Origin of the sequence: Aeromicrobium halocynthiae (genome assembly GCF_039531385.1) — a bacterium.
Classification (GTDB): domain Bacteria; phylum Actinomycetota; class Actinomycetes; order Propionibacteriales; family Nocardioidaceae; genus Aeromicrobium; species Aeromicrobium halocynthiae.
Genome location: NZ_BAAAPY010000001.1, coordinates 572,420 through 595,041 on the forward strand (window position 1 = coordinate 572,420; position 22,622 = coordinate 595,041).

The window sequence follows — 22,622 nt, forward strand, 5'->3', positions numbered from 1 at the left end:
CCGCCCTCGACGACGGGCATCAGGTCCGGGGGGCGAAGGCCGGCCGCTCCGGCTCAATGGCGGAGATCCGCTGGTAGCCGGCGCCCAACGGGGGACGCTCGTCCCGATTGCCCTTGTTGGGCCACAGGGAGGCTGCCCGCTCGGCCTGCGCGGTGATCGTCAACGACGGGTTAACCCCCAGGTTCGCCGTGATACTGGAGCCGTCGACGACGAAGATCCCGTCGTGCCCGTAGAGACGGTGGTAGGGGTCGATGACCCCGGTCTCCGGGGAGTCACCGATGGCACACCCGCCGATGAAGTGAGCGGTCATCGGGATGTTGGCGATCTCCCCCGTGGACCCGCCGGCCACGCCGTTGATCTTCTCGGCGACGCGACGGGTGACTTCATTGCCGACGGGGATCCAGGTGGGGTTGGGCGCCCCGTGGCCAGGTCCCGAGGTGATCGTGGGGCGACCGAGGAGGGTCTTCCTCGACCGCACCGTGATGGAGTTGTCCAGCGTCTGCATGACCAGCAGGATGACTGTGCGCTCCGACCACCGTCGCGGGCTGAACCACGTCAGGTGAGAGGGCTGGGTCGCGATTGTCCGCAGCCAGCGCCACCACCGGGGGCCATGGCCGTCCCCGTCGGTGAGCGCGGTCTGGAGTAGGGACATGGCGTTGCTGCCCTTGCCGTAGCGCACCGGCTCGATGTGGGTGAACTCGTCGGGGTGGATCGAGGATGTGATGGCCACGCCGCGCGTGAAGTCGCTGGATCGATCGCGGGACTTCGCCCCCAGGATCGACTCGGAGTTGGTACGGGTCAGGGTGCCCAGTCGGGCGGAGATGTGCGGCAGGGAGCCCGTGGCCTTCAGTCGGTGGAGCAGCTTCTGGGTGTTGTAGGTGCCCGCTGCGAAGACGACGTGGTCGGCCGTGAATGACTGCCGGTTGCGGCGACGGCGCGCGGACCTGCCGGTGCGGACGGTGTCGACGACGTACCCGCTTCCCTTGCGCGGGCGCACGTCGACCACGGTGGTCAGGGGACGTACCTCGGCCCCGAGCTTCTCCGCGAAGTACAGGTAGTTCTTGTCCAGGGTGTTCTTCGCCCCGACCCGGCACCCGGTCATGCACGACCCGCACTGGGTGCAGCCGGTGCGGCGCGGCCCCGCCCCGCCGAAGAACGGGTCGGGAACCTCTTTGCCGGGCTCTCCGAAGAAGACGCCGACGGGGGTCAGTGTGAAGGTGTGCTCCACACCCATGTCGCGCGCGACCTCGCGCAGCACCTCGTCCGAAGGCGTCACGTGGGGGTTCTGCGTGACACCCAGCATCCGCCGTGCCGTCTGGTAGTGCGGGTCCAGCTCGGCGTGCCAATCGGTGATGTGCGCCCACTGTGGATCGTTGAAGAACGGGGCAGGAGGTTGGTAGAGGGTGTTGGCGTAGTTGAGCGAACCGCCGCCGACGCCGGCGCCCGCCAAGATGACGACGTCGCGCAGCAGGTGGATGCGCTGGATGCCGAAGCAGCCGAGCCGTGGCGCCCAGACGAACCGACGGGTGTCCCAGGACGAGGTGGGCAGGTCGTCGGTGTCGTAGCGCTTGCCTGCTTCGAGCACCCCGACGTGGTAGCCCTTCTCCGCCAGGCGCATGGCGGTCACCGAGCCGCCGAAGCCGGAGCCGATGATGAGCACGTCGTAGTGGGCCGAGGTCATGGGATGTGGATCCTTCTGTGGCATCAGCTGCGACCGACCCGCTCCAAGTAGGCCTGACGCGCCGCGGAGTCCACGCGGTCGAGGAAGACCGTGTCGGTCCCGAGCATCGCCCCGAGCTGGGTCGCGATCCGCTCGGGAACGAACTTCATCGCCGCCACCATCGTGCCGGCGATACGCGTGACTCGCACGAAGGGCTGCGGGCGCTCGATGAGAGCCGCCGTGGCGCGCGCGATCTCCTGCGGCTCTGCGTTGCGCATGCCCTTGGCCCCGCTCGTCCCCGCGACCAGCTCGGTGTTGGTAAAGGTCGGACGCACAGTGGACAGGGTGACACCCGACCTGCGGTACTCCTGCCGGGCGGCCTCGGTGAACCCGATGACCGCGAACTTGGTCCCGCAATACGTCGCCAGCCCCGGGACCGGGAGCTCCCCGGCCAGTGAAGCCGTGTTGATGATGTGTCCCTGTCGCCGTGGCAGCATCCGCTGCAGGGCGATCTTGGTGCCGAAGATGACGCCCAGGATGTTGATCTCCACCTGCCGGCGGGTGACCTCGTCGGTCTCCTCGTGCACGTGCCCCGTCGGCATGACACCCGCGTTGTTGATGAGGACGTCGATCGGCCCCAGTGCTTCCTCGGTCACGTCGAGGAAGGACGCCACGGAGGCAGGGTCGGTGACATCCAGACGCACCGCGACGTCGAGGCCGAGCTCCTCGGCGGCCACCTTGAGCTGGATCTCGTCGATGTCCCCGATGGCGACCCGGTGACCGCGCCGGATGAGTTCCTCCGCGGTGTGATATCCGATCCCCCGGGCGCCCCCGGTGATGGCGACCACCCGTCGCCTGTTCGTTGTCGTCATGGTTCCGCTTCCTTTCAGAGGCCGAGTCGCTGCCGCAGGCCGCGACCAGCGGCCAGGCGCAGCACTCGGCCGGCGATCGCCGTACGCCGGGCGGAGTACGGGTACCAGGTGAGCTCCTTGGTGGTCAGCGGGATCCGCGGCTCGGTGATCGCTTGGACGCGGCAGTACTTCCGCAGACCCTGCGCGCCGCCGAGGCGAGCCCCCAGGCCCGAGGACTTCCAGCCGCTGTGGGGTAGCCCCACGGCGAAGAGGTTGCTGAAGACGTCGTTGATGTTGACCGCACCGACCTCCAGCTGGTCGGCGATGCGCCGCCCTCGGGAGACGTCTCGTGTCCACACGGTGGCCGAGAGCCCGTACGCGGAATCGTTGGCCAGGGCCACAGCCTCGGCCTCGTCGGCCACCCGCATGACCGGCAGTGTTGGCCCGAACGTCTCCTCGGTCATGCAGGCCATGCTGTGGTCGACGTCCACCAGCAGCGTGGGGGCGAAAAAGTTGCCTTCGTCGCCCCGCGACCCGCCGACAAGCACGCGCGCACCGGACTCCTGAGCCTCCCGCACATGCCGCTCAACCGTGTCCACCTGCGCCCGGGTCACCATGGCGCCGACATCATCGCGGGCTCGACAGCCCTGCTTCAGCGCTCCGAGGGCCGCCACCACCTTCTCCACGAACCGGTCGTAGACCGCGTCCACCACGTAGACCCGCTCGACCGAGATGCAGACCTGCCCCGAGTTGAAGATCCCGCCCCAGACGATCCCGTGCGCGGCCCGATCGAGGTCGGCATCCTCGAGCACGATGGCAGCGTCCTTACCGCCCAACTCCAGGCTGACCGGCTTGAGCAGCTGAGCACAGCGCGTGGCCACCCGACGGCCCGTCGCCGTCGAGCCCGTGAACTGAACGAAGTCAACAGCCTCGACCACCGCTCCTCCAGTGTCCCCGGCCCCCGCGACGTGCAGGAGGACCGGCGGGGCGCCGATCTCGTGCCATCCCTCGATGATGCGCGCGCAAGTCAGCGGGGTCATCTCCGACGACTTCGTCAGCACCGCACATCCCGCTGCGAGCGCCGGCGCTGCATCCATCAGGAACAGGGTGATCGGGAAGTTCCACGGGATGATCAGTCCGACCAACGGGTAGGGCCGATAGCTGCGGGTCAGCCGCTTCGGAAGGCTGAGCAGCCCTCCTGCCCCCACTCGTTCGGGGGCGAGGAACTCCTTCGCATGGTCGGCGTAGAAGGAGATGAACTCGCACGAAGCGGTCGTCTCCACCAAGGCGTCAGGGCGGACCTTGCCGGTCTCTGCGACGAGCAGGTCAGTGAGCTCATCGGTGTGGTCGAGGATCCAGCCCCGCCACTTGCGCAGCCAGGTGGCTCGCGCAGCAGGACCCATGTCGCGCCACGCGAGCTGCGCCGCGCGCAGGTCCTCAGCGGCGGCGCGCACGCGGTCGCCGTCGACGATCGGGACCGATCGGAGTACTTCGCCGTCGGCGGGACGTCGGATGTGCAGGGTGGGTGCGGACGGGGCGTTCATGACACTTCCTCGAGGTCGGTGACGGTGCCCGGGAGGGCCTGGCTTGCTGCGCGGTCAGACGACGGCCGCCGTGGGCCTGCAGCGGAGTGCGCGGGACAGCAGCAGTTGCGAAGTCGCTGGCGAAGGAGTACGCAGGCGGGGTGATCCCGTGCTCGCGGCACCATGCCCCGGGCTCGCGCTGGGAGCGGCGCGGGATGCCGTTGGACGGCTCCTGCTGGAACGGGATCGGCGGCAGCGGCGGCAACTCCTGGCCGGACTCGGCCGCGAGCTCGTCCACCAATCGCGCCTCGCGCCGTGATGCCTTCCCATGCAGTCAGAGATCGATGACAGCGAGGTCGCCGTCGGCGTGCCGGGCGCGGAGCAGCTTCTTGTCGAACTTGCCGACCGAGGTCTTGGGCACGTCGGGCACGAAGCACCACCGCTCGGGCAGCCACCACTTGGCGACCTTGCCCTCGAGAAAGTCCCGCAACTGGGAGGGAGTCACCTCGGACCCGTCCCGAACGACGATCACGGCCAGGGGCCGTTCCTGCCACTTGTCGTCCGGAACGCCGATGACGGTCGCTTCCAGCACATCCGGGTGACCTGCGAGCAGCAACTCGAGCTCCACTGACGAGATCCACTCGCCGCCCGATTTGATGACGTCCTTCGCCCGGTCGGTCAAGGTGACGAAACTACGCTCGTCGATGCGTCCCACGTCTCCGGTGCGCAGCCATCCGTCGTCGAACTTTTCCGCGTCCTCGTCACCGATGTAGGACCCCGTGATCCATGGGCCGCGAACCTGGATCTCCCCGACTGACTTCCCGTCGTGCGGCACCTCGTTACCGTCGTCGTCGATCAGTCGCAGCTCGACCCCGGCGACGGGACGACCTTGGGAGGCCCGCAGTGCCCAGTGCTCCTCGCCCTCGACCGCTGCCGGCGGCCGAGCGATAGCGGCTAGGGGCGAGGTCTCGGTCATCCCCCACGCCTGCACGATCTGCACGCCGTACTTCTCCTGGAAGGCCTTCATTAGATGAAGCGGCACGGCCGATCCACCGCAGGCCACCAGCCCCAGCGACGAGATGTCGTGACCGGGGTTGGAGTCGAGGTGATTCAGGACGTCACTCCAGATCGTCGGCACAGCTCCGGCGATCGTGGGGCGCTCGCTGCTGATGAGTCGCACCAGTGGCTCGGCCTGAAGGAACCGTTCGGGCATGACCAGGTCGGCTCCTGCCATCAAAGCCGCGTAGACCAGTCCCCAGGCGTTGGCATGGAACATCGGCACGATCGCCAGGATGGCATCGTCACCGGTGACGCTCAGCCCGTCGGCGGCACACGCAGCCATCGAGTGGAGGTAGGTCGATCGGTGGCTGTAGGCCACGCCCTTGGGGTTGCCGGTAGTGCCCGAGGTGTAGCACATGGCCGCAGCGGAGAGCTCATCGAGTTCCGGCCACTCGAACGTCTCCAGGTGACCTCCGATGAAGTCGTCGTAACCGACAACGGTGAGGCCGTCACGTTCGAGCGGCGCGAGATCGACACCCCCCGTGACGACCACGGTGTGCACCTCGGCGAGCTGCGGTAGGACCGCCGCCAGGAGCGGGGCGAGCGTACCGTCGACGATCACCACCCGGTCGTCAGCGTGGTTGGCGATGTAGACCAGCTGCTCGGGGGTCAGTCGGGGGTTGAGGGTGTGCAGGACTGCCCCCATGGAGGGCACTGCACAGTAGGCCTCGACGTGCTCCTGGTTGTTCCACATCAAGGTGGCGACCCGCTCGTCCCCCACGACCCCGCAGGCCCGCAGCGCGTGGGCCAGCTGCGCCGAGCGGCGTCCCACCTCGGCGAACGTGCCGGTCCTAACCGAGCCGTCGGGCTGGAGCGTGCGCACGCGCGCGGTGGCGTGCACACGGGCACCGTGCCGCAGGATGGCTGCCGTCGTCAGCTGGACGTTCATCATGGTGCTCTGCACGAGTAGTCCTCCGGCGATGGGGTGTTGAGGGGGGCGGTGATGGGGTGCGGGGCTTCGCCGAGGCGCGCGCCCGGCACTGTGAATCAGGAGGCGGCGGGCCGTTGCAGTTCCGCCCGATCGACGTCGAGACCCTGGCCGAGCGTTCTCTTGGCCTTCATGAAGTCCCGGGGACGGTTCACGCAGTCCGCGGCGAGCAACCGCCCACGTTGGAGGTAGTAGCAGGTGAAGTCGCGATCGCGCGCGGGGTCGCCGCTTAGCACGATCTCGTCGTAGCCCGTGTTCAGTCCCGCGATCTGCAGCTTCAGGTCGTACTGGTCGGACCAAAACCACGGCAGCGCCGAGATGGGCCGCTCCTTGCCGCACAGCGTGGCGGCAGCCGCCTTCGCCTGCTCACCCGCGCTGGGCACCGCTTCAAGTCGCACCCGCCGGCCGTAGCGAGAAATGTGATGGATGGCGCAGTCCCCCGCCGCGACGATCTTGGGATCGCTGGTCGAGGCGAAGTCGTCGATCACGACACCGTCCTCGACCTGCAGGCCCGCCTCAGAGGCGAGCTCGGTGTTCGGGACCAAGCCCACACCCACGATGACCAGGTCTGCGGGAATCCGCTCACCCCCGGCTAGCACCACCTCGCGGGCTCGGCCGTCGCCGGCCACGGCCTCGACGAGAGCGCCCGTCCGCACCACGACCCCGGCGTCGCGGTGGATGCGCTCGTAGAACATCGACACCTCAGCAGCCGTGACCCTCTCCAGGACACGTTCGGCGGCCTCCAGGACCGTTACCTCCAGCCCGAGGGCGCGCAACGACGCGGCGGTCTCCAGCCCGATGTAGCCCCCGCCGACGATCACGGCTCGGCGACCCGAGGCCGTGGCCTCACGGATCGCCTCGACGTCCGCGAACGTCCGCAGGTAGAAGACGCCCGGCAGATCGATGCCAGGAATAGCCAGCGGACGCGCCCGGCCCCCGGTGCACAACGCGAGGCCGTCGTAGGCGAGCGTCTCACCGTCGCTCAGCACGACCTCTCCGGCCGCACGATCAATCTCGGTGACCGTCGCCCGCAACAGGCGGATCTTCTGCTTGTCGTAGAACTCCGCCTTGCGGATGGCGAGCTCCTCCAAGCTGCTCTTGCCGGCAAGGTAGGCCTTGGACAGGGGAGGCCGCTGGTACGGAAGCGCGGCTTCGTCACCGATGACGACAACCTCACCTGCCCACCCCTCCTGGCGAAGGCTGGCGGCCAACTGGGCCCCGGCGTGGCTGGCCCCGACGATCAGCGCCCTCCCCGAGGTCACGCGTCGGTCTTCGGCGTCAACTGGACCATCAACCGGCTGATCCCGCGCACGAAGTTGGACTGGACATACTCCGGCTCACCCACGACCTCGATCTTCTCGAAGCGCGGGAGCAGCTCTTCCCACAGGATCCGCAGCTGCAGCTCGGCCAGACGGTTGCCCATGCACCGGTGGACGCCAAAACCGAACGCGATGTGGTTGCGTGCGTTTTTGCGGTCGATGATGAGATCGTCCGGACGTTCGAACACTCGCTCGTCGCGGTTTCCCGAGGCGTACCACATGACCACCTTGTCGCCCTCACGGATGAACTGGCCGTTGAGGACCGTGTCCTTCTTCGCAACGCGACGCATGTAGGCCAGCGGCGTCTGCCAGCGGATGATCTCTGAGATCATGTTGGGGATGAGGTCCGGGTTGGCCTTGAGCTTCTCGAACTGGTCGGGGAACTGATTGAGGGCGAGCACACCCCCGCTCATAGAGTTGCGTGTGGTGTCGTTGCCGCCGACGATCAGGAGCACCAGGTTGCCCAGGAACTCCATCGGGCGGTCGATCAGGTCCTTGGTGTGCTCGTTGCTCTGGAGCATGGTGATCAGGTCGAACCCGGGTTCCTCACCTGCCGCGAGTCGCGCCTGCTTGTCCCGCCACAGCGCGCTCAGTCCCCGCGCCGCGTCGACGAAGCCCCGGAAGACCTCGTCGTTGTCGGATGGTCCGCCGTTGGCCTGCTCCATGGAGCTGGCCAGGTCCGACCACTCGACGAGCTTGCGGCGTTGGTCGTATGGGAAGTCGAGTAGGGTCGCGAGCATCCGCGCGGTGAGCTCGATCGAGACGCGGTCGACCCAGTTGAAGGGCTCACCTACCGGGAGCTCGTCCAGTACTTCCTGGACCCGCGTGCGGATCAAACTCTCCATCTCGCGCAGGTTCTTGGGGGCGACTACGCCTTGGACCGCGGCTCGCTGGCGGTCGTGTCGGGGCGGGTCCATGGCGATGAACATCGCGACATCCATGAACCGTGGGGGCTCGCCGATGATGATGAAGGGCTCAGCCGAGAAGGTCTCATGGTCTTTGTCGACCGCGATGATGTCGGCGTGCCGAGTGACGGACCAGAAAGGTCCGAACGGGCTGTCGGCCTGGTAGTGGACGGGTGCCTCGTTGCGCACGCGCTCGAAGTAGGACTGCCACTTGCCCTGACGGTAGAGGAACGGGTTGCTCAGGTCGATGTCGGCGAGGGCGACGTCCTCCACGGGGGGAATGGGCTCCTCGACGAAGATCCTCTTCCCGTTGGTCCGTGTCACGAAGCGACGGGTCTTGTCGTACAGGTGCGCCCCGCGGATCTGGATCTCCATCGGGATGAAGGACTGGGCTCGCTCAGCCACGGCGTCGGTCACGGTAGTCAGGGTCGTCATGGTGCAGTCTTCCTCTCGACAGTCACATCTGGAACTCGGGGAGTCGGACGACGAGGCCGTCCCAGCTCTCGCTCACCCGCATCTGGCACGAGAGCCGCGAGGTCGGCTCGCGCTCGGGGTTCATGGCGAGCATCTCCTCCTCGACCGGACCCGAACGGCCGACATCGGCGATCCACTGGTCCTCGACGATCACATGGCACGTGCCACACGCGGCCTCCCCGCCACAATCGCCGTCGATCCCGGGCACCATGTTGTCTACGGCGATCTGCATTAGGGACGCACCCTCCTCGAGGGGTGCCTCGCGCTTCTCCCCGTCGTGGGAGATGAAGGTGACAACTGACATGGAACGACTCCTTGCTCGAACGTGAGTCAAGTGTTGGCACTCTGGACATGCTGTGGCTATGGTCACTCGAGTCAATATGTTGTGATTTCGGCTCAGGAGGTCACTGCCCATGAAGTCCCCCGAGCCCGGGGTGCCTCCGTTGGCGTTCGTCCAGCTCTTGAACAGCGATGCTCTCGGTCCTCAAGCCGTAGGTCGCTTCCGCGCGATCATCGACCGCGAGGGGACTTCCGAACTGGAGCTGGTCCAGCGCGACCGACAGGTGCCGATCCGGTGGTTCCGTGAGGTCTACCCCGGACTCGACCACGACGAAGCCACAAGCCTCGGGCTCTCCTTCGCCGAGCACGCGCAATTGACGTCGTTCGGCCCGCTCAGCCTGCCGCTAGTCAGCTCCGGCTCCGTGGCCGAGGTCTTCGAGCTGCTCGGGTATCTTCCGATCATCTCGAGCGCCTTGCGCCCCCACTTCCACCGCAGCCAGCGCAGCCTAACCGTGGGCCTCACCGGCCACACCGGCGACCGTGATCTCGACTGCCTAGTCATCACCTACGGCGGAGCGGCACTGCTGCGGCTCCTCGACATGCTGACGGGCCCGCTGCCAGGCGTCACGATGAACCTGGCTTGGAAGACACCCCAGTCCCCTCAGCGCATCGCCGGCGCGCTGGCCGGACGCTTGGTGTTCGGCGCACGCGCGTCGTTCATCGACGTTCCCGTCGACATCCTCCGAGCACCCTGTCGCTTCCCCGACCCTGTCGCCTATCGCATGGCCATCGGCGAACTGCGCCGAAGCCTCGATCGTCACACCGCTGCCACCAGCTTTACCGAGACCGTGAGGCGATTGCTCGAGGAGGACCCCGGACACATCAGCAGCCATGACATCGCTGAGCTCCTCGCAGTCTCCCCGAGCACCATGAAAAGGCGCCTCCACGAGGAGGGCACGACCTTCCGCGACGTACAGCAATCGCTGTTGCGCGAGAGGGCGATCGTCCGCCTGCTCGACCGATCGCTGACGGTCGGTCAGATCGCCATAGATCTCGGCTATAGCGACCTGGGCAACTTCTCGCATGCCTTTAAACGCTGGACCGGGCAGTCGCCAAGCGAATTCCGTCAGTTCGGTCGCCGCGAACCGGGCTAGGTAGGGCCCGGCTACCAACCTTCGCTCGCTTCGCGCCACTTAAGCAGCACGCTCGCGGCGTTGTTCACGCAGTCACGTCACCGTTCACGATCCAAGTGGGGGCGTCATCCCTCCCGACACGCACGCCGACAGCCATGTCAGCCCAGCGTGCGACTCGCACCCTTCCGTCGTCACACGGCAGAGGAACAGGCACCAGCCGGGAGTACCGGCCGGGAGTGCCGGTCGCGCCCGTGTCGAACCCGACCGCGCTGAGATCCCGCAGAGTCCCTCCGCCACGGTGCGCTTGCGACCGTGGCGCCCACGGGAACTTCGGGGATAAAGCGGCCCACCCACGTCTTAGTCATCGCGGCCTGCCCTGGTCGAAGTGGGTCACGTCCACCCTCAGGAAAAGGGCCGAAGCGAAGGCGACAGTTGGTCCTGCGGTCTCACTCATGTCGGCCTCCACGAAGAGCTTGCGCCCTTCTGTCCGGACGACCCTGGCCGCGAGCTCGTAGGTGGTGCCGAGGATGACGGGCGAGTCGTAGCGCACCTCGAGCTTCCGGGTCACCGCTGGACTGCCGGTGAGGTAGAGCAGGAACCCGAACAAGTCGTCGAGGACCGTTGCCACGGCGCCTCCGTGCGCGATCCCGGGAGCGCCGACGTGGCGCTCGTCGAAGACGTGAACCGCATGCACCTCGTCGCCGCGACGCTGGACGGTGAGGTGATGGCCGTGGGGGTTGTCGGGTCCGCAGGCGAGGCAGTGATCGTGGTGCGGCGGAAGCCGAGCGCCGTCCTCGTGCGGCCGGAACTTCTCATTCCAGCTCGCGAGGAGCTCATCCAGGCTGGTCACGGCCGCTCACCCGATTCGTGGTCATCGCGAGTGCGACGTGTCGCGAGACCGTCGAGGATCAGTTCGCAGATCGCCGCGGAGAAGCGTGCCGCATCTGCGGACGCCTCAGTTGAAGACCCCTCGACCGCGGCGCTGAGACCGGCCACGGTGATGGCACCGAAGACGCTCATCGCAACGGCACCCGGATCGGCGACCTGGCGCAGCGAGCCGTCGGCGACGCCCTCGGACAGGAGCTTCTCGATCGGCTGGTAGAACGCGCTGCGCAACGCCTCAGCGAGGTCGGGCAGCCGAGTGGCGCGGCCGAGGTCCCCCACCAGCGCCCGGCACAGGAACGGATGCTCGACCATCACGCCTAGTTGGGCCGCGACGGCGGCCTCGAGCCGGGTTCGGGCGTCCTCTTCAGTGGAGACTGCGACACCGACCTCGCCAGCGATGAGGTCGAGCAGGTCTCCCAAAAGGAATGCGAGCACCCCGTTCTTGCCGTCCAGGTGGTAATAGATCGTGGCCTTCGGGATACCCGTGGCTTCGGCGATGTCGTCGATCTTGGTGCCGTCCAGACCGCGCTCGGCGATCAGCTCGGCCGCGCCGTAGAGCTGGCTGGCCAGCTTCGCCGGAAGTTTCCTCACCGCTCTCGCTCCTCCCCTTGTGCCCCACCGTGCCAACCGGCCTCGACGTCGACCACATCCTATGTTGTACTGCCAGTACAACATTTCAGTCCAGAGCATTGGTGCGGGTGATGGGTCGCGGACCACGAGCCGGGAGCAGCGGACCGCTGAGGTCTGCCCTCGGAGTGGGACACCGCTTCCCCGCCATCGTGGTGCTCGGCTGGGTGCTGGCCGCCGCCGCGCTCTCGCTGCTGGTCACCCCGCTGGGGACCGTGGTCGAACGGAGCAGCACCGCGTTCCTGCCCGAGGACTCACCGACCCTGCAGGGGTTGCGGGTGATGGACACCGCGTTCGGGTCCGGTGACACCCAGTCCTACGTCTTCGTGGTCATTACCGACGACGACGGCCTGGGCGACGGGGAGCGTCGCGTCTACGCCGACCTCGTGAGCACCCTCGAGGACGAGCCGGAGCGGGTCTCGGAGGTCCAGGACTACCTCGGCCAACCGCAGGCTCGGCGCTCGATGACCAGCAAGGACGGTCAGGCGACCTACCTGGTCGTCGGGTTGCGATCCGCGGTCGGCTCCCCGGCCTCGGATGAGGACGTGAAGTGGCTCCGCTCGGCCGTCGAGGACCTCGATGCTCCACCCGGGACAGAGGTGCACGTCACCGGAGACCCGGCGATGATCTCCGACCTGACCACGGCAGTGAACGAGGCCTCGCTGAAGATCACCGCCGTCTCGCTGTTCTTGCTGGTCGGAATCCTGTGGCTGGTCTACCGCCGGGTCACGACGGTGCTGGTGTCGTTGGTGACCATCGGCGTCGCCTTGCTGTGCACCCGCGGCGCCCTGGCTTGGGCAGGTGAGCAAGGGCTGGCCCTGTCCACCTACACCGACGCTTTCGTGGTGGCCATCACCTTGGGGGCAGGGACCGACTACTGCGTCTTCCTCATCTCCCGGTTCCGGGAGGAGTACGGCAACGGCCTCGAACCCCTCGATGCGGTAGCCGAGGCGGTCTCCCGGGGGGGTGTCAGATGTTCTGTGTAAGCGCTGGTCCGTCTGAAAGGAATGAAGATGGACCTTATGACCGATGCAACGGGCGAGGAGAGATCGTCGCCGGCCTCTGGCTCTGAAGCGGCGGCAGCGTTCGCGGCTTCTGGCGGCATGGATGAGTTGTTCGCGCAGATCGACGCCGGAGAGATCGAGTTGACCGGCAGCGACGGCTTCATCCCCGCGCTGATCAAGGCTGCGCTCGAGCGAGGCCTGCAGGCCGAGCTGACCGATCATCTGGGCTATGACAAGGGCGCGCCGGAAGCGCCGTTCTTCACGAACTCGCGCAACGGGGCGACGTCGAAGACGATGCGTTCCCAGGTGGGTGAATTCGAGCTCGCGACGCCGCGCGATCGCGACGGCACCTTCACGCCGAAGCTGGTCCCGAAGGGCTCGCGGCGTCTGGGTGGGCTCGACGACATGATCATCTCGCTCTATGCCGGCGGGATGACGGTCCGCGATATCGAGCACCATCTGGCGACCACGATCGGCACCGAGCTCAGTCGCGAGACGATCTCCAAGATCACCGATGAGGTCGCCGAGGAAGTCACGGCCTGGCAGCGTCGCCCGCTCGAAGCGTTCTATCCGGTGATCTACCTGGACGCGATCGTGGTCAAGGTCCGCGACGGCGCCCACGTGGGCAACCGGTCAGCGCACATCGCGGTCGGCGTCGACATGGAAGGCATCAAGCACGTCCTGGGAATCTGGGTCCAGGCCACCGAGGGCGCAAAGTTCTGGGCCGGAGTCTGCGCCGATCTGGCCAATCGCGGCATCAGCGACGTGCTCATCGTCTGCTGCGACGGTCTGACCGGCCTGCCCGAGGCCATCGAAGCGACCTGGGCCGCAGCGACGGTCCAGACCTGCGTGGTCCACCTGATCCGCGCGGCGATGCGGTTCGTGAACTACAAGGACCGCAAGGCCGTCGCGAAGGCGCTCAAACCCATCTACACCGCCGCGGACGCCGACGCCGCCCGGGCCGCGTTCGAGACCTTCAAGGCCTCAGAACTCGGGATCAAGTATCCGCACGCGGTCGCGACTTGGGAGAACGCGTGGGAGCGGTTCATCCCGTTCCTGGCGTTCCCGCCGATGCTGCGTCGAGTCATCTACACCACCAACTCGATCGAGTCGCTGAACTACCAGCTGCGCAAGATCATCAAGAACCGCGGCCACTTCCCCTCAGACGAAGCCGTGATCAAGCTGCTCTGGCTCGCGATCTGCAACATCGAGGACAAGAGAGCCCGACAACGCGCCAAGGAGAAGGGCCGACCACCCGCAGAACGCAAAGCCCCCGGACGCCTCGTCGAGGGCCAGATCGTCACCAACTGGAAGCAAGCCCTGGCCCAGCTCGCCATCGCCTACCCCGACCGAATCAACCCCCACCTCTGACCGGCACTTACACAGAAAACTTGACACGCTCTCTCCCGGGTCGGGCCGGCGCTGCTGGCCTCGGCCGCCACCGTCATCCTCGGCGCCATCTGCCTGGGCTTCACCGACCTGGCCATCTTCGCCACCACCGGCCCCCCGATGGCGATCTGTATCGCGGTCACCGTCGCAGTCAGCCTCACCTTCACCCCCGCCCTGATCCGCTGGTTTGGGCCACACATCGGGCCCTCCCCGAAAGCGCGTCCGGACTCAAGGTGGGCCCGCACCGGCCGCCTCGTCGGCCGCCACCCCGCCCGGATCCTGGTTGTCGGGGTGACGGTCCTGGTCCTCCTCGCGCTCGCGCTACCCATGATGGAACTGTCCTTCGACGAACGTGCCGCCCAACCGCCCGACACCCCCAGCAACCTCGGCCTGGCCGCGATGGCCGAGCACTTCCCGCCCAACCAAACCCTGCCCGACTACCTGCTCATCCGCTCCGACCACGACATGGCCAACACCCGCGACCTGGCCGTCATCAACTCCGTCAGCACCGCGGTCGCCAAGGTCGACGGTGTCGACCAGGTCCGCAGCATCACCCAGCCAGCCGGCGAGCGACTGGAACCCGCCTCCATCGCCGCCCAGCTCGGGAAACTCGCCAAAGGACTCCACCAGGCCGACCGCAGGCTGGAGTCCGGAGAGCCCGGCCTGGAGCGACTCGCGTCAGGGACCGGCGACCTCGGAGACGCCCTCGACTTGGTCTCCGCAGGCGCCGGGAAGGCCCAAGACGGCGCCGGGAAGCTCAGCGACGGCAGCCGTCGGATCGCCGGTGGTCTGGGGCAGGCTGCCGATCGCACCGGCCGGGCCGCCGACGGCGCCCGCCGGTTACGCGACGGCGCCGCCGCACTGGCCGCAGGGCTCCGCACCGCACACGACCAGGTCGCCCAGGCCGTCGAGGGTCTCGGCATGATCGTGGAAGCCCTGGAGGACGATCCGATCTGCACCGCCGATCCGATCTGCAAACGCTCCCGTGAGGGCCTGCGAAAGATCTACACCGGCGAACGCGACCGGCTCCTGCCCGGGCTGGCCCAAGCAGCCGCCGGCGCCCAACGCCTCGCCGCCGGTAACGGACGTCTCGCGACGGGGCTGGACCAGCTCGCCGCCGGCCTGCGCCGAGCACAGTCGGGCAGCAACCGGATCGCCGACGGCCAGGCGCTGCTGAGCGAGAAGCTCGGCGAGCTCGAGGGCGGCACCGACCGGCTCGCCACCGGTGCCGCCGGCATCGCACCGGGCATCGAGCAGCTCCTGACCCAGACCGAGAAGCTACGCAACGGGCTCGACGACTCCGGCGACTACCTCCAGGCCGTCAACCAGCGCGCCGACACCCCCGAGGCCGGCGGCTTCTACCTGCCCGCCTCCGCGCTCGGAAAGCCCGACTTCGCCCTGGCCCGCAACCAGTTCCTCTCCGAGGACGGGAAGCTCGCGCGCATCCAGGTCACGGGCGACACCGACCCGCTCACCCCCGCCGGACAGCAGCGCTACAACGAAGTCCAGGACGCCGCCGAACAGGCCATGAACAACACCCGCCTCGAGGACTCCACGATCCTCGCCACCGGCGCCGCCGGCCTGGGCGCAGACCTGGCCCACTACCTCGCCCAGGACGCAGTCCTCGTGGTCCTCGCCGTCCTGCTCATGGTGCTGCTCATCCTCATCCTCACCCTGCGCGCCCTGGCCGCACCGCTGTACCTGCTCGCCTCCGTGGTGCTGTCCTGTGCAGCGGCCCTGGGGTTGACCACGCTCATGTTTCAACACCTGGCCGGACAAGACATCCACTTCACCGTCCCGGTCATCGTCTTCGTCCTGCTCGTCGCCGTGGGTGCGGACTACAACATCCTGCTCATGAGCCGGATGCGCGAAAGCGGTCTCGCACTGGACCGCGACGAGGTCGCCCGCGCCGTCACCGCCACCGGACCCGTCATCACCGCAGCCGGTCTCATCTTCGCCTCCACCTTCGTCGCGCTGCTGTTCTCCCCCGTCGAGGCGCTCGCCCAGACCGGCTTCGCCGTCGCCGCCGGACTCCTGCTCGACACCTTCATCGTCCGCACCCTGGTCGTACCCGCCTGCGCAGCCCTCTTCGAGGACCGCAGCTGGTGGCCACACCGGAGGCCGACACGCGCACCGTCCGCACTAAAGCCAGCGACCACATCCGACGCACACGCATGAACCGACGACCGAAAGCGATCCCCATGACCAACCAGCAGCTGACCTACAGCCCGTTCGACCCAGAGGTCATGGCGGACCCGTACCCCGTCTACCGCGAGCTGCGCGACCACGCTCCCGCGTACTGGTCCTCGCAGGCGAGCTGTTGGGTACTCAGCCGCTACGACGACGTCTCGGCCGCCCTCGCCGACCCGGCGACGTACTCCTCGGCATCCGGGATATTCCCCACCCCGCCCGGGGTGGACATGACCGACCTGTTCCTGCCCATGCTCATCATGAGCGACCCAACCCGGCACACCCAACTGCGTCACCTCGTCAGCAAAGCCTTCACCCCACGCCGCATCGCCGGGCTTGAGACGCACATCCAGACCCTCGTCGACGACCTCCTCGACAAGACCCCGGAGACCGGAGCCTGGGACTTCGTCTCAGGGTTCGCCGGGCCGCTCCCGGCCATCGTCATCGCCGACATGCTCGGCGTCCCGCGCGAAGACCGCCAACAGTTCCGGACCTGGTCCACCACGCTCATCCAGTCCAACCCCGTCCGCGGAGAGTTCGGCCCCGGCTTGGACGCCGCCGCAGCGCTCTACGAGTACTTCTCTGCGTTCCTCGCCGAGCGACGCGCGCACCCCCGAGACGACCTCATGACAGCTCTTGTTCAAGCCGAGGTCGACGGCGAGCATCTCAGCGAGGAGGAACTTCTCGGCTTCTGCCTGCTGCTGCTCGTCGCCGGGCACGAAACCACCACCAACCTGCTCTCCAACAGCGCCGCTATACTCGCCGCTCACCCCGAGAGCCGACGGCAGCTGGCAGACAACCCAGATCTCGTGCCGGCCGCGGTTGAGGAGCTTCTCCGCTACGACTCACCAGTCCAGGGCCTTGCGCGCACTGTCACCCGACCGGTGGACCTGCACGGGCAACGCATGAAAGCCGGCGACACCGTGTTGTTGCTCTTCGGTTCGGCCAACCGAGACGACCACGCCTTCCCCGACGCCGACCACTTCGACATCCACCGCGCACCCGAACGACAGGTCGCCTTCGGACGCGGCATCCACTTCTGCCTGGGCGCATCCCTGGCCCGCCTCGAAGCACGCATCGCTCTACAGGCACTCCTAGCCCGCCATCGCGACTGGAACGTCGACCTCGACTCAGCGGTCCGACTTCGCTCCGGTCCGATCCGCGGCTACGTCTCGCTGGCCCTGCAGTAGGTCAGGCGCACCACCTCATCTTCGGAAGGAGCAGCCATGAAGGAAGGACCGAAGCCAAGCCGCGCCAGGGTCCTGCACGAGGTGATCGAGGAGATCCTTGTCCGGAAGGACGGACAGATCCCCACCGACATCGAAGGCATCGACGTATTTTTCGACGGCATCGAAGACCTCGCGAACGCTCTTCTGCTTCGATGGCACACCCGCCTGGTGGCATCGCTAGAGCGGGGACTCGCCGACGAGCCCGAGGACCGCGAAGAGGCCGTTGTCGAGGCCTGGCGGCACGCCACCTGGATCTACTGGGGCGTGCGGAAGGTCATCGACGACCTCGCGGACCACCCTCCCACCGAAGAAGTTGCTCATGCCGTCCGCGCGACCGCGCACAACGACTGGGCCGCCATGGCCGTCGCAGCCGGGCTGGCCAGTGCCTTCGATGAACCAGCAGTTCGAGTCGGCCACCGTCTCGAGATCGAAGCGCGACGACGCAACATCGTGGAGCAAAGCACCGCTCGCACGCCTGGGCCGCGCACCGTGCTCGGTAAGGTCAAAGCCATGATCACCGGTTGAGGCACCAGCGCCCAGAAGCAGAGCCTGCGGCGCGTGGTCGTCCAACCACCACGGCGTCTCTCAGCTTTGCTTCTAGCGCGGCCTCGTCCATCCACTTCGGTCGGGTCCTGGCGATGATGAGTTCGGGGTCTTCGCGCGGATGGCTTCCTCAGAAGGAGCGATGAGAACTCCCCCAGAACCCGCCCATCCTGTAGTCGTTGGCGACCAAGTATTCGCCCTCCCCAAGGACGGCGGGCAGGTCGTCCCGATCGGCCATGCCGTGAGAATCTCGCGCCCGTCGGTCGCTCGCTCATGGCTGCCATGGGCGGGCGCATCGACTGCGTCCACTCCCCCGCCCGCCAGGAAGATCCGATACAGGGCACGGAGCTCGACGGCTCGGAGCGATGGCCCCGACTCCCTAGCAGACCCGCATCCGTTACAAGCGTGGTACAAATTGTCGAAAGTCCTCGACGTTTGCGCAGGTCAGCATGGGTCAGTCAGTCAGTACTACGACATCTGATCCGAGGGTTTTCATCCTCTGTCAGTAGTTGCCGAAAACGGCGGCTGACCTGCGGAAACGTCTTCCGACGTCTTCCAGCGTCAGTCGCCGTTTTTCGTTGGCATGTGTCACCAGTGTGTAACCAGAACAGGTCGCCCGTGCCCGATGCGAAGGACTCCTGGACGTGACAACCCATCTCATATCAGCCCTGCGCCGGAACCGTCACGTACCGCGCGGCGCGGCGTCGTTCGGCGTACTCATGGACTCGGGCTCGTATCAACAGGACGAGCTGACCGGTCCCATGAAGGTGAACTTCATCGCGTTGTAGATGAACAACAGCACCAGCAAGTTGAGCCAGCCCGGCCCGCCGTCCGCCAGGATGCTGGTGCAGATGCTCGCCGCATACAGGTACGGGACCGCCAAGAGCATGACCGGGACACCCCACTTGAGACCCCGGCGGCTACGGATCGCGTCGAGAGCGATGTTGGTGGGCATAGAGAACCGCAGGTAGTCACGAGTACGGACGCTCGCTGCCCAAAGGAGCCGGATCATGATGACGTTCCTCTCTGTCGCACGGATATGACCGGCGAGGCGGTGCGTCAGAGAGTGACCCAGAGGGTCTGCCGCAAGCGGCGCGTCACGTTGGGGTGAATCGCCCCGGGTCTGATGGAGGCTCTCAATCCTGGGAAGGATGATGAGAGTCATGGCAGCACCGAGGAAGTACAGCGTTGAGCTCCAGCAACGAGCGACGCGGATGGCGATGGACGCCCGGAAGGACCCAGGGTCCGCTCGTGGGGCGATCAAGCGGGTCGCCGATCAGCTGGCCGTTCACCCCGAAGCGCTTCGGAACTGGGTCCGCCAGGCCGAGATCGACGGCGGCGTTCGACCGGGCACCACGACCGACGACGCGCAGCGACTGTCCGAGCTCGAGCGTGAGGTCCGCGAGCTGCGCCGGGCCAACGAGATATTGAAGACGAGCGCGGCTTTTTTCGCGGCCGCGGAGCTCGACCGCAAAATCAAGTAGAGGTGCCCACCGCGGTGCTGGTCGACTACATCGACCAGCACCGCGACCGGTTCGGGGTCGAGCCGCTCTGCGCTGTGCTGAAGGACGCCGGCGTGCAGATCGCCCCGAGCACCTACTACGCCGCCAAGAAGCGGCCGCCCTCGGCACGCGCGGTGCGAGACGCCGAGCTGGTCGTCGACATCAAGACTGCGCACAAGGCCAACCTCGGTGTCTACGGCGCCCGCAAGATCCACGCTGAGCTCAACCGTGAGGGCGTCACGGTTGCCCGGTGCACCGTCGAGCGGCTGATGCGCGCCGAGGGCCTGCGTGGGATCCCGCGGGAGAAGACCCGCAAGACCACGGTCGGCGGCGGCGCTGAGACTGAGCGGCCCGAGGACAAGGTCAAGCGGAAGTTCGTCGCGACCGCGCCGAACCAGCTGTGGGTGGCCGATCTGACCTACGTACGCACGCACGCGGGCTGGACCTACGTTGCGTTCGTCCTGGACGTTTCCAGCCAGATGATCGTCGGCTGGCAGGTGTCCACGTCGCTGCGCACCGACCTCGCGTTGGATGCCCTCGACATGGGGCTGTGGGCCCGGCAGCGCGTCGGCCAGGACGTCACCGGCCTGATCCACCACAGCGACAGAGGAGTCCAGTATCGAGCGATTCGCTACACCGAGCGGCTCGCTGAAGCTGAGGCTGTCGCGTCTGTCGGGAGCCGTGGCGACTCCTACGACTGTGAGACTGTCGATCAACGCCATGGCTGAGGCGCTGAACTCGCTGTTCAAGGCCGAGTGCATCCGCAACCCGGTCATGCGGCCGAAGAGCGGCCGGAAGAACGTCGGCGACGTCGAGATCGCCGTCGCCGAATACGTCGACTGGTTCAACCACCGACGGCTTCACGGCGAGATCGGGCTCGTCCCGCCAGCCGAGTTCGAGGCCTGCCACTGGGCATCCCAGCCCGCGAAGCACTACCGTCAGAACCCGGTCCTCACCGAGGCCGGATCCAACTAACCGAGCCTCCACGAAACCCGGGGCGATTCACCCGCTGCCGGACGCGGTTCGGGACGCCATTACTGCCTACATGACGGCCTATCCGCCGAGGGAGGTCGCGTTGCCGTGGATGGTGGTCGACGGCAAGTCGACCACTGTGTCTCTGCTGCTGACGTCGCGCGAGAAGAAGTCGTTGGGACGCAACTACTTCAACACCTTCCTCTGGCGTCCTGCTCTCAAGAGCGCTGGAGTGCCCGACCTCCGGGAGAACGGCTGCCATGCGCTACGACACTTCTTCGCCAGCACCGCACTCCACGAGGGCGAGACCATCAAGGCAGTCAGCGAGTACCTCGGTCACGCCGACCCCGGCTTCACGCTGCGGACCTACACCCACCTGATGGAAGGCAGCTCCGAACGCACCAAGCGGGCCATCGACGCCGCATTCCTGGGCAAGTCCAGCAACGACGATGACCCGGAGAGCGACGAGGAAGACCACGAGGCTCCGCGATGACATCCGCGCTCGACACCAAGCCGATCTTTACAGATTGCGTCCGCTATGAGACATTAACTGTTATGGCTGGCCAGGAGTTCCTCACCATCGAGGAAACTGCGAACGCCCTCGGGGTGTCGACCCGTCATGCCCGCCGCCTGGCCGACTCCGGGGCCCTCAGCCGGGTTGCGCGTGGACTGATCGACCGGACCTCGGTCGATCGCTACCGCCAATCCCAGCGCCAGGGCCGCACCCGCTCCTGGGCTGAGCACACCGCCTGGGGAGCCATTGCCCTGCTCGCTGGCCAGGAGGCAGCGTGGCTGGGAGCTCCCCAAACCTCTCGGCTACGGCACAACCTGCGCGAGATCGCCGCCGCCCACGATGTCGATGACCTCGCAACTCGGATGCGCGACCGCGCCCAGGTCCACACCTACGAGGCCCACCGCGCCGCACTCCCCCGACTCCGCGAGACCGTGGCGGCAACCAACACGAGATCTCTCGGCATCACCGACGCAGTCGACGAGAGCATCGACGGCTACGTCGCCGCCGACGACCTCGACGCCCTGGTGCGGACCCTCGGCCTACGCGCCGACGCGAGCGGACCCGTCACGCTGCGCGTAACCGGTTTCGACTTCGACCACGTCCGCGCCCTGGTCGACACCTCTGTCGTCGCCGCGCTCGATGCGGCCACCAGCATCGACCCCCGCGTCCGGGGCGTCGGCCGCCGGACACTGGCCGAGCTGCTGGAGTCGTACCGATGAGCACCGACCGCCCCAGCATCGAAGTCAGCGCCGCCCCTGGCGGCTGGCCGGATCCGTGGCCCAGCGTCGCGGAACTGGCCGAGACCCTCCCAGCCGAGAGCTGGACGCTGGTCGGCGGACTGATGACACAGCTCCACACCATCCACCACGGACTCGGCATCGTCCGCCCGACCAACGATGTCGACATCGTGCTGCACATTGAGACCATGCGCGGCGTGCCGAACAAGGTCGCCGCCGCCTTGGAGGCGCTCGGCTATCAGTTCCAGCCGAGCATCGACCCGCGCAACAACACCGCGCATCGCTTCGTCCGCGGCACCACGAAGGTCGACCTGGTCGCCGGAGCCCACGAAGATCAAGTCGACGTGCTCATCGCCGACCACCCGGCACCTCGCGTGATCGAGCGACTGCGCGGCCACGAGATGATCCGCATCGAGGGTGGCACCCAAGCCCTACGTCGGACAGTGAACGCGCAGTTTGAGATCACGCCCGGCACTACTGCGATGATCTCCGTCCCACGCCCATTCGGCGCCTTGATCCTGAAGTCAGCTGCCTACACGACCGACTCGCGCGACAAGGAGCGCCACCTGTTCGATGCCGCTGCGTTGCTCGCCTGCATCGACGACCCGTTCGCCGAGCGGGCCGAGTTCACCGGCTCCGACCGGCGTCGCATCGCTACTCTGGCGACGCGCCTCGATGGCGCGCACCCGGCCTGGCGGGCACTACCGGAGGACCACCGCACTCAGGCGCAACTGACCCTGGAGCTCCTCGCCAGGAGCGACGAGGATTCGGCCACCGGAGGCCCCACCGCGGCCCCAGCGTGACCCAGATCAGCGTTTGCGCAGGTCAGACCGGGTGCACCAGTCACTACTACGACATCTGATTCCGGGGTCTCGCTGACCTGCTTATAGGTGCTCACC

At 67.1% G+C, this 22,622-nt stretch carries 18 protein-coding genes, 3 pseudogenes and 1 other annotated feature; of the genes and pseudogenes, 11 read left to right on the plus strand and 10 right to left on the minus strand.

All coding sequences use genetic code 11. From position 1 onward, the window contains the following. Positions 1-19: 19 nt before the first annotated feature. The 7 genes and pseudogenes from ABD213_RS02790 to ABD213_RS02820 form a co-directional block, all read right to left on the minus strand. A complete protein-coding gene (locus ABD213_RS02790; RefSeq protein WP_010832713.1) occupies positions 20-1,681 on the minus strand; it encodes a GMC oxidoreductase in 1,662 nt (553 codons plus the stop codon). A 23-nt stretch (positions 1,682-1,704) separates the two neighbouring features. After that, the gene (locus ABD213_RS02795) at positions 1,705-2,532 is read right to left on the minus strand and encodes an SDR family oxidoreductase (RefSeq protein ID WP_344323989.1); all 828 of its coding nucleotides are present in this window, start codon (positions 2,530-2,532) and stop codon (positions 1,705-1,707) included. A gap of 14 nt (positions 2,533-2,546) precedes the next feature. Further along, positions 2,547-4,055, minus strand: coding sequence for an aldehyde dehydrogenase family protein (locus tag ABD213_RS02800; RefSeq protein WP_344323991.1), 1,509 nt, complete (start codon positions 4,053-4,055; stop codon positions 2,547-2,549). A gap of 313 nt (positions 4,056-4,368) precedes the next feature. Further along, positions 4,369-5,997 carry a long-chain fatty acid--CoA ligase gene (locus ABD213_RS02805; RefSeq protein WP_344323994.1) on the minus strand — a complete coding sequence of 543 codons (1,629 nt, stop codon included), beginning with the start codon at positions 5,995-5,997 and terminating at the stop codon, positions 4,369-4,371. 83 nt (positions 5,998-6,080) lie between these two features. Next, a complete protein-coding gene (locus ABD213_RS02810) occupies positions 6,081-7,283 on the minus strand; it encodes an NAD(P)/FAD-dependent oxidoreductase (protein ID WP_344323997.1) in 1,203 nt (400 codons plus the stop codon). Between the two features lie 11 nt (positions 7,284-7,294). Further along, positions 7,295-8,680, minus strand: a pseudogene (locus ABD213_RS02815) (cytochrome P450); the annotation flags it as partial. Positions 8,681-8,702: 22 nt separating this feature from the next. Further along, positions 8,703-9,023, minus strand: coding sequence for a 2Fe-2S iron-sulfur cluster-binding protein (locus ABD213_RS02820; protein ID WP_344324001.1), 321 nt, complete (start codon positions 9,021-9,023; stop codon positions 8,703-8,705). Positions 9,024-9,132: 109 nt separating this feature from the next. Between ABD213_RS02820 and ABD213_RS02825 the strand changes: the two genes are divergently transcribed. Beyond that, positions 9,133-10,152 carry a helix-turn-helix domain-containing protein gene (locus tag ABD213_RS02825; RefSeq protein WP_344324003.1) on the plus strand — a complete coding sequence of 340 codons (1,020 nt, stop codon included), beginning with the start codon at positions 9,133-9,135 and terminating at the stop codon, positions 10,150-10,152. 340 nt (positions 10,153-10,492) lie between these two features. Here ABD213_RS02825 and ABD213_RS02830 read toward each other — a convergent pair whose 3' ends face one another. Next, on the minus strand, positions 10,493-10,981 hold the full coding sequence (locus ABD213_RS02830) for a PaaI family thioesterase (protein WP_344324005.1): 489 nt from the start codon (positions 10,979-10,981) through the stop codon (positions 10,493-10,495). Next, entirely contained in the window at positions 10,978-11,607 is a 630-nt protein-coding gene (locus tag ABD213_RS02835; RefSeq protein WP_344324008.1) for a TetR/AcrR family transcriptional regulator, read from the minus strand. The genes ABD213_RS02830 and ABD213_RS02835 overlap by 4 nt, the downstream gene beginning before the upstream one ends. 164 nt (positions 11,608-11,771) lie before the next feature. Here ABD213_RS02835 and ABD213_RS02840 point away from each other — a divergent pair, with 164 nt between their 5' ends. The 6 genes and pseudogenes from ABD213_RS02840 (at position 11,772) to ABD213_RS02865 (ending at position 17,980) form a co-directional block, all read left to right on the plus strand. Then, entirely contained in the window at positions 11,772-12,629 is an 858-nt protein-coding gene (locus tag ABD213_RS02840) for an MMPL family transporter (protein WP_344324010.1), read from the plus strand. Between the two features lie 36 nt (positions 12,630-12,665). Further along, the gene (locus tag ABD213_RS02845; protein WP_425546018.1) at positions 12,666-14,018 is read left to right on the plus strand and encodes an IS256 family transposase; all 1,353 of its coding nucleotides are present in this window, start codon (positions 12,666-12,668) and stop codon (positions 14,016-14,018) included. A 39-nt stretch (positions 14,019-14,057) separates the two neighbouring features. Further along, a pseudogene (locus tag ABD213_RS02850) lies at positions 14,058-14,300 on the plus strand (MMPL family transporter); the annotation flags it as partial. Positions 14,301-14,327: 27 nt separating this feature from the next. Beyond that, positions 14,328-16,214, plus strand: a complete 1,887-nt coding sequence (locus tag ABD213_RS02855) for an MMPL family transporter (RefSeq protein ID WP_344324013.1) — start codon at positions 14,328-14,330, stop codon at positions 16,212-16,214. A 23-nt stretch (positions 16,215-16,237) separates the two neighbouring features. Further along, entirely contained in the window at positions 16,238-17,416 is a 1,179-nt protein-coding gene (locus tag ABD213_RS02860) for a cytochrome P450 (protein ID WP_344324015.1), read from the plus strand. Between the two features lie 36 nt (positions 17,417-17,452). Beyond that, a complete protein-coding gene (locus ABD213_RS02865) occupies positions 17,453-17,980 on the plus strand; it encodes a hypothetical protein (protein ID WP_344324017.1) in 528 nt (175 codons plus the stop codon). A 754-nt stretch (positions 17,981-18,734) separates the two neighbouring features. On the opposite strand, the gene ABD213_RS02870 is transcribed toward ABD213_RS02865, so the two are convergent. Then, positions 18,735-19,010, minus strand: a complete 276-nt coding sequence (locus ABD213_RS02870; protein ID WP_344324020.1) for a sulfate permease — start codon at positions 19,008-19,010, stop codon at positions 18,735-18,737. Between the two features lie 151 nt (positions 19,011-19,161). Here ABD213_RS02870 and ABD213_RS02875 point away from each other — a divergent pair. The 4 genes and pseudogenes from ABD213_RS02875 (at position 19,162) to ABD213_RS02890 (ending at position 22,526) form a co-directional block, all read left to right on the plus strand. After that, positions 19,162-20,475: pseudogene (locus tag ABD213_RS02875) on the plus strand (IS3 family transposase). Beyond that, positions 19,440-19,589 (plus strand) — a sequence feature (AL1L pseudoknot). It overlaps the preceding pseudogene by 150 nt. A 34-nt stretch (positions 20,476-20,509) precedes the next feature. After that, entirely contained in the window at positions 20,510-20,965 is a 456-nt protein-coding gene (locus ABD213_RS02880; RefSeq protein ID WP_344324692.1) for a tyrosine-type recombinase/integrase, read from the plus strand. After that, positions 20,962-21,705, plus strand: coding sequence for a helix-turn-helix domain-containing protein (locus tag ABD213_RS02885; RefSeq protein WP_344324022.1), 744 nt, complete (start codon positions 20,962-20,964; stop codon positions 21,703-21,705). The genes ABD213_RS02880 and ABD213_RS02885 overlap by 4 nt, the downstream gene beginning before the upstream one ends. Continuing rightward, entirely contained in the window at positions 21,702-22,526 is an 825-nt protein-coding gene (locus ABD213_RS02890) for a hypothetical protein (protein WP_344324024.1), read from the plus strand. Before ABD213_RS02885 ends, ABD213_RS02890 begins: the two co-directional genes overlap by 4 nt. The last annotated feature ends 96 nt before the right edge of the window (positions 22,527-22,622 follow it).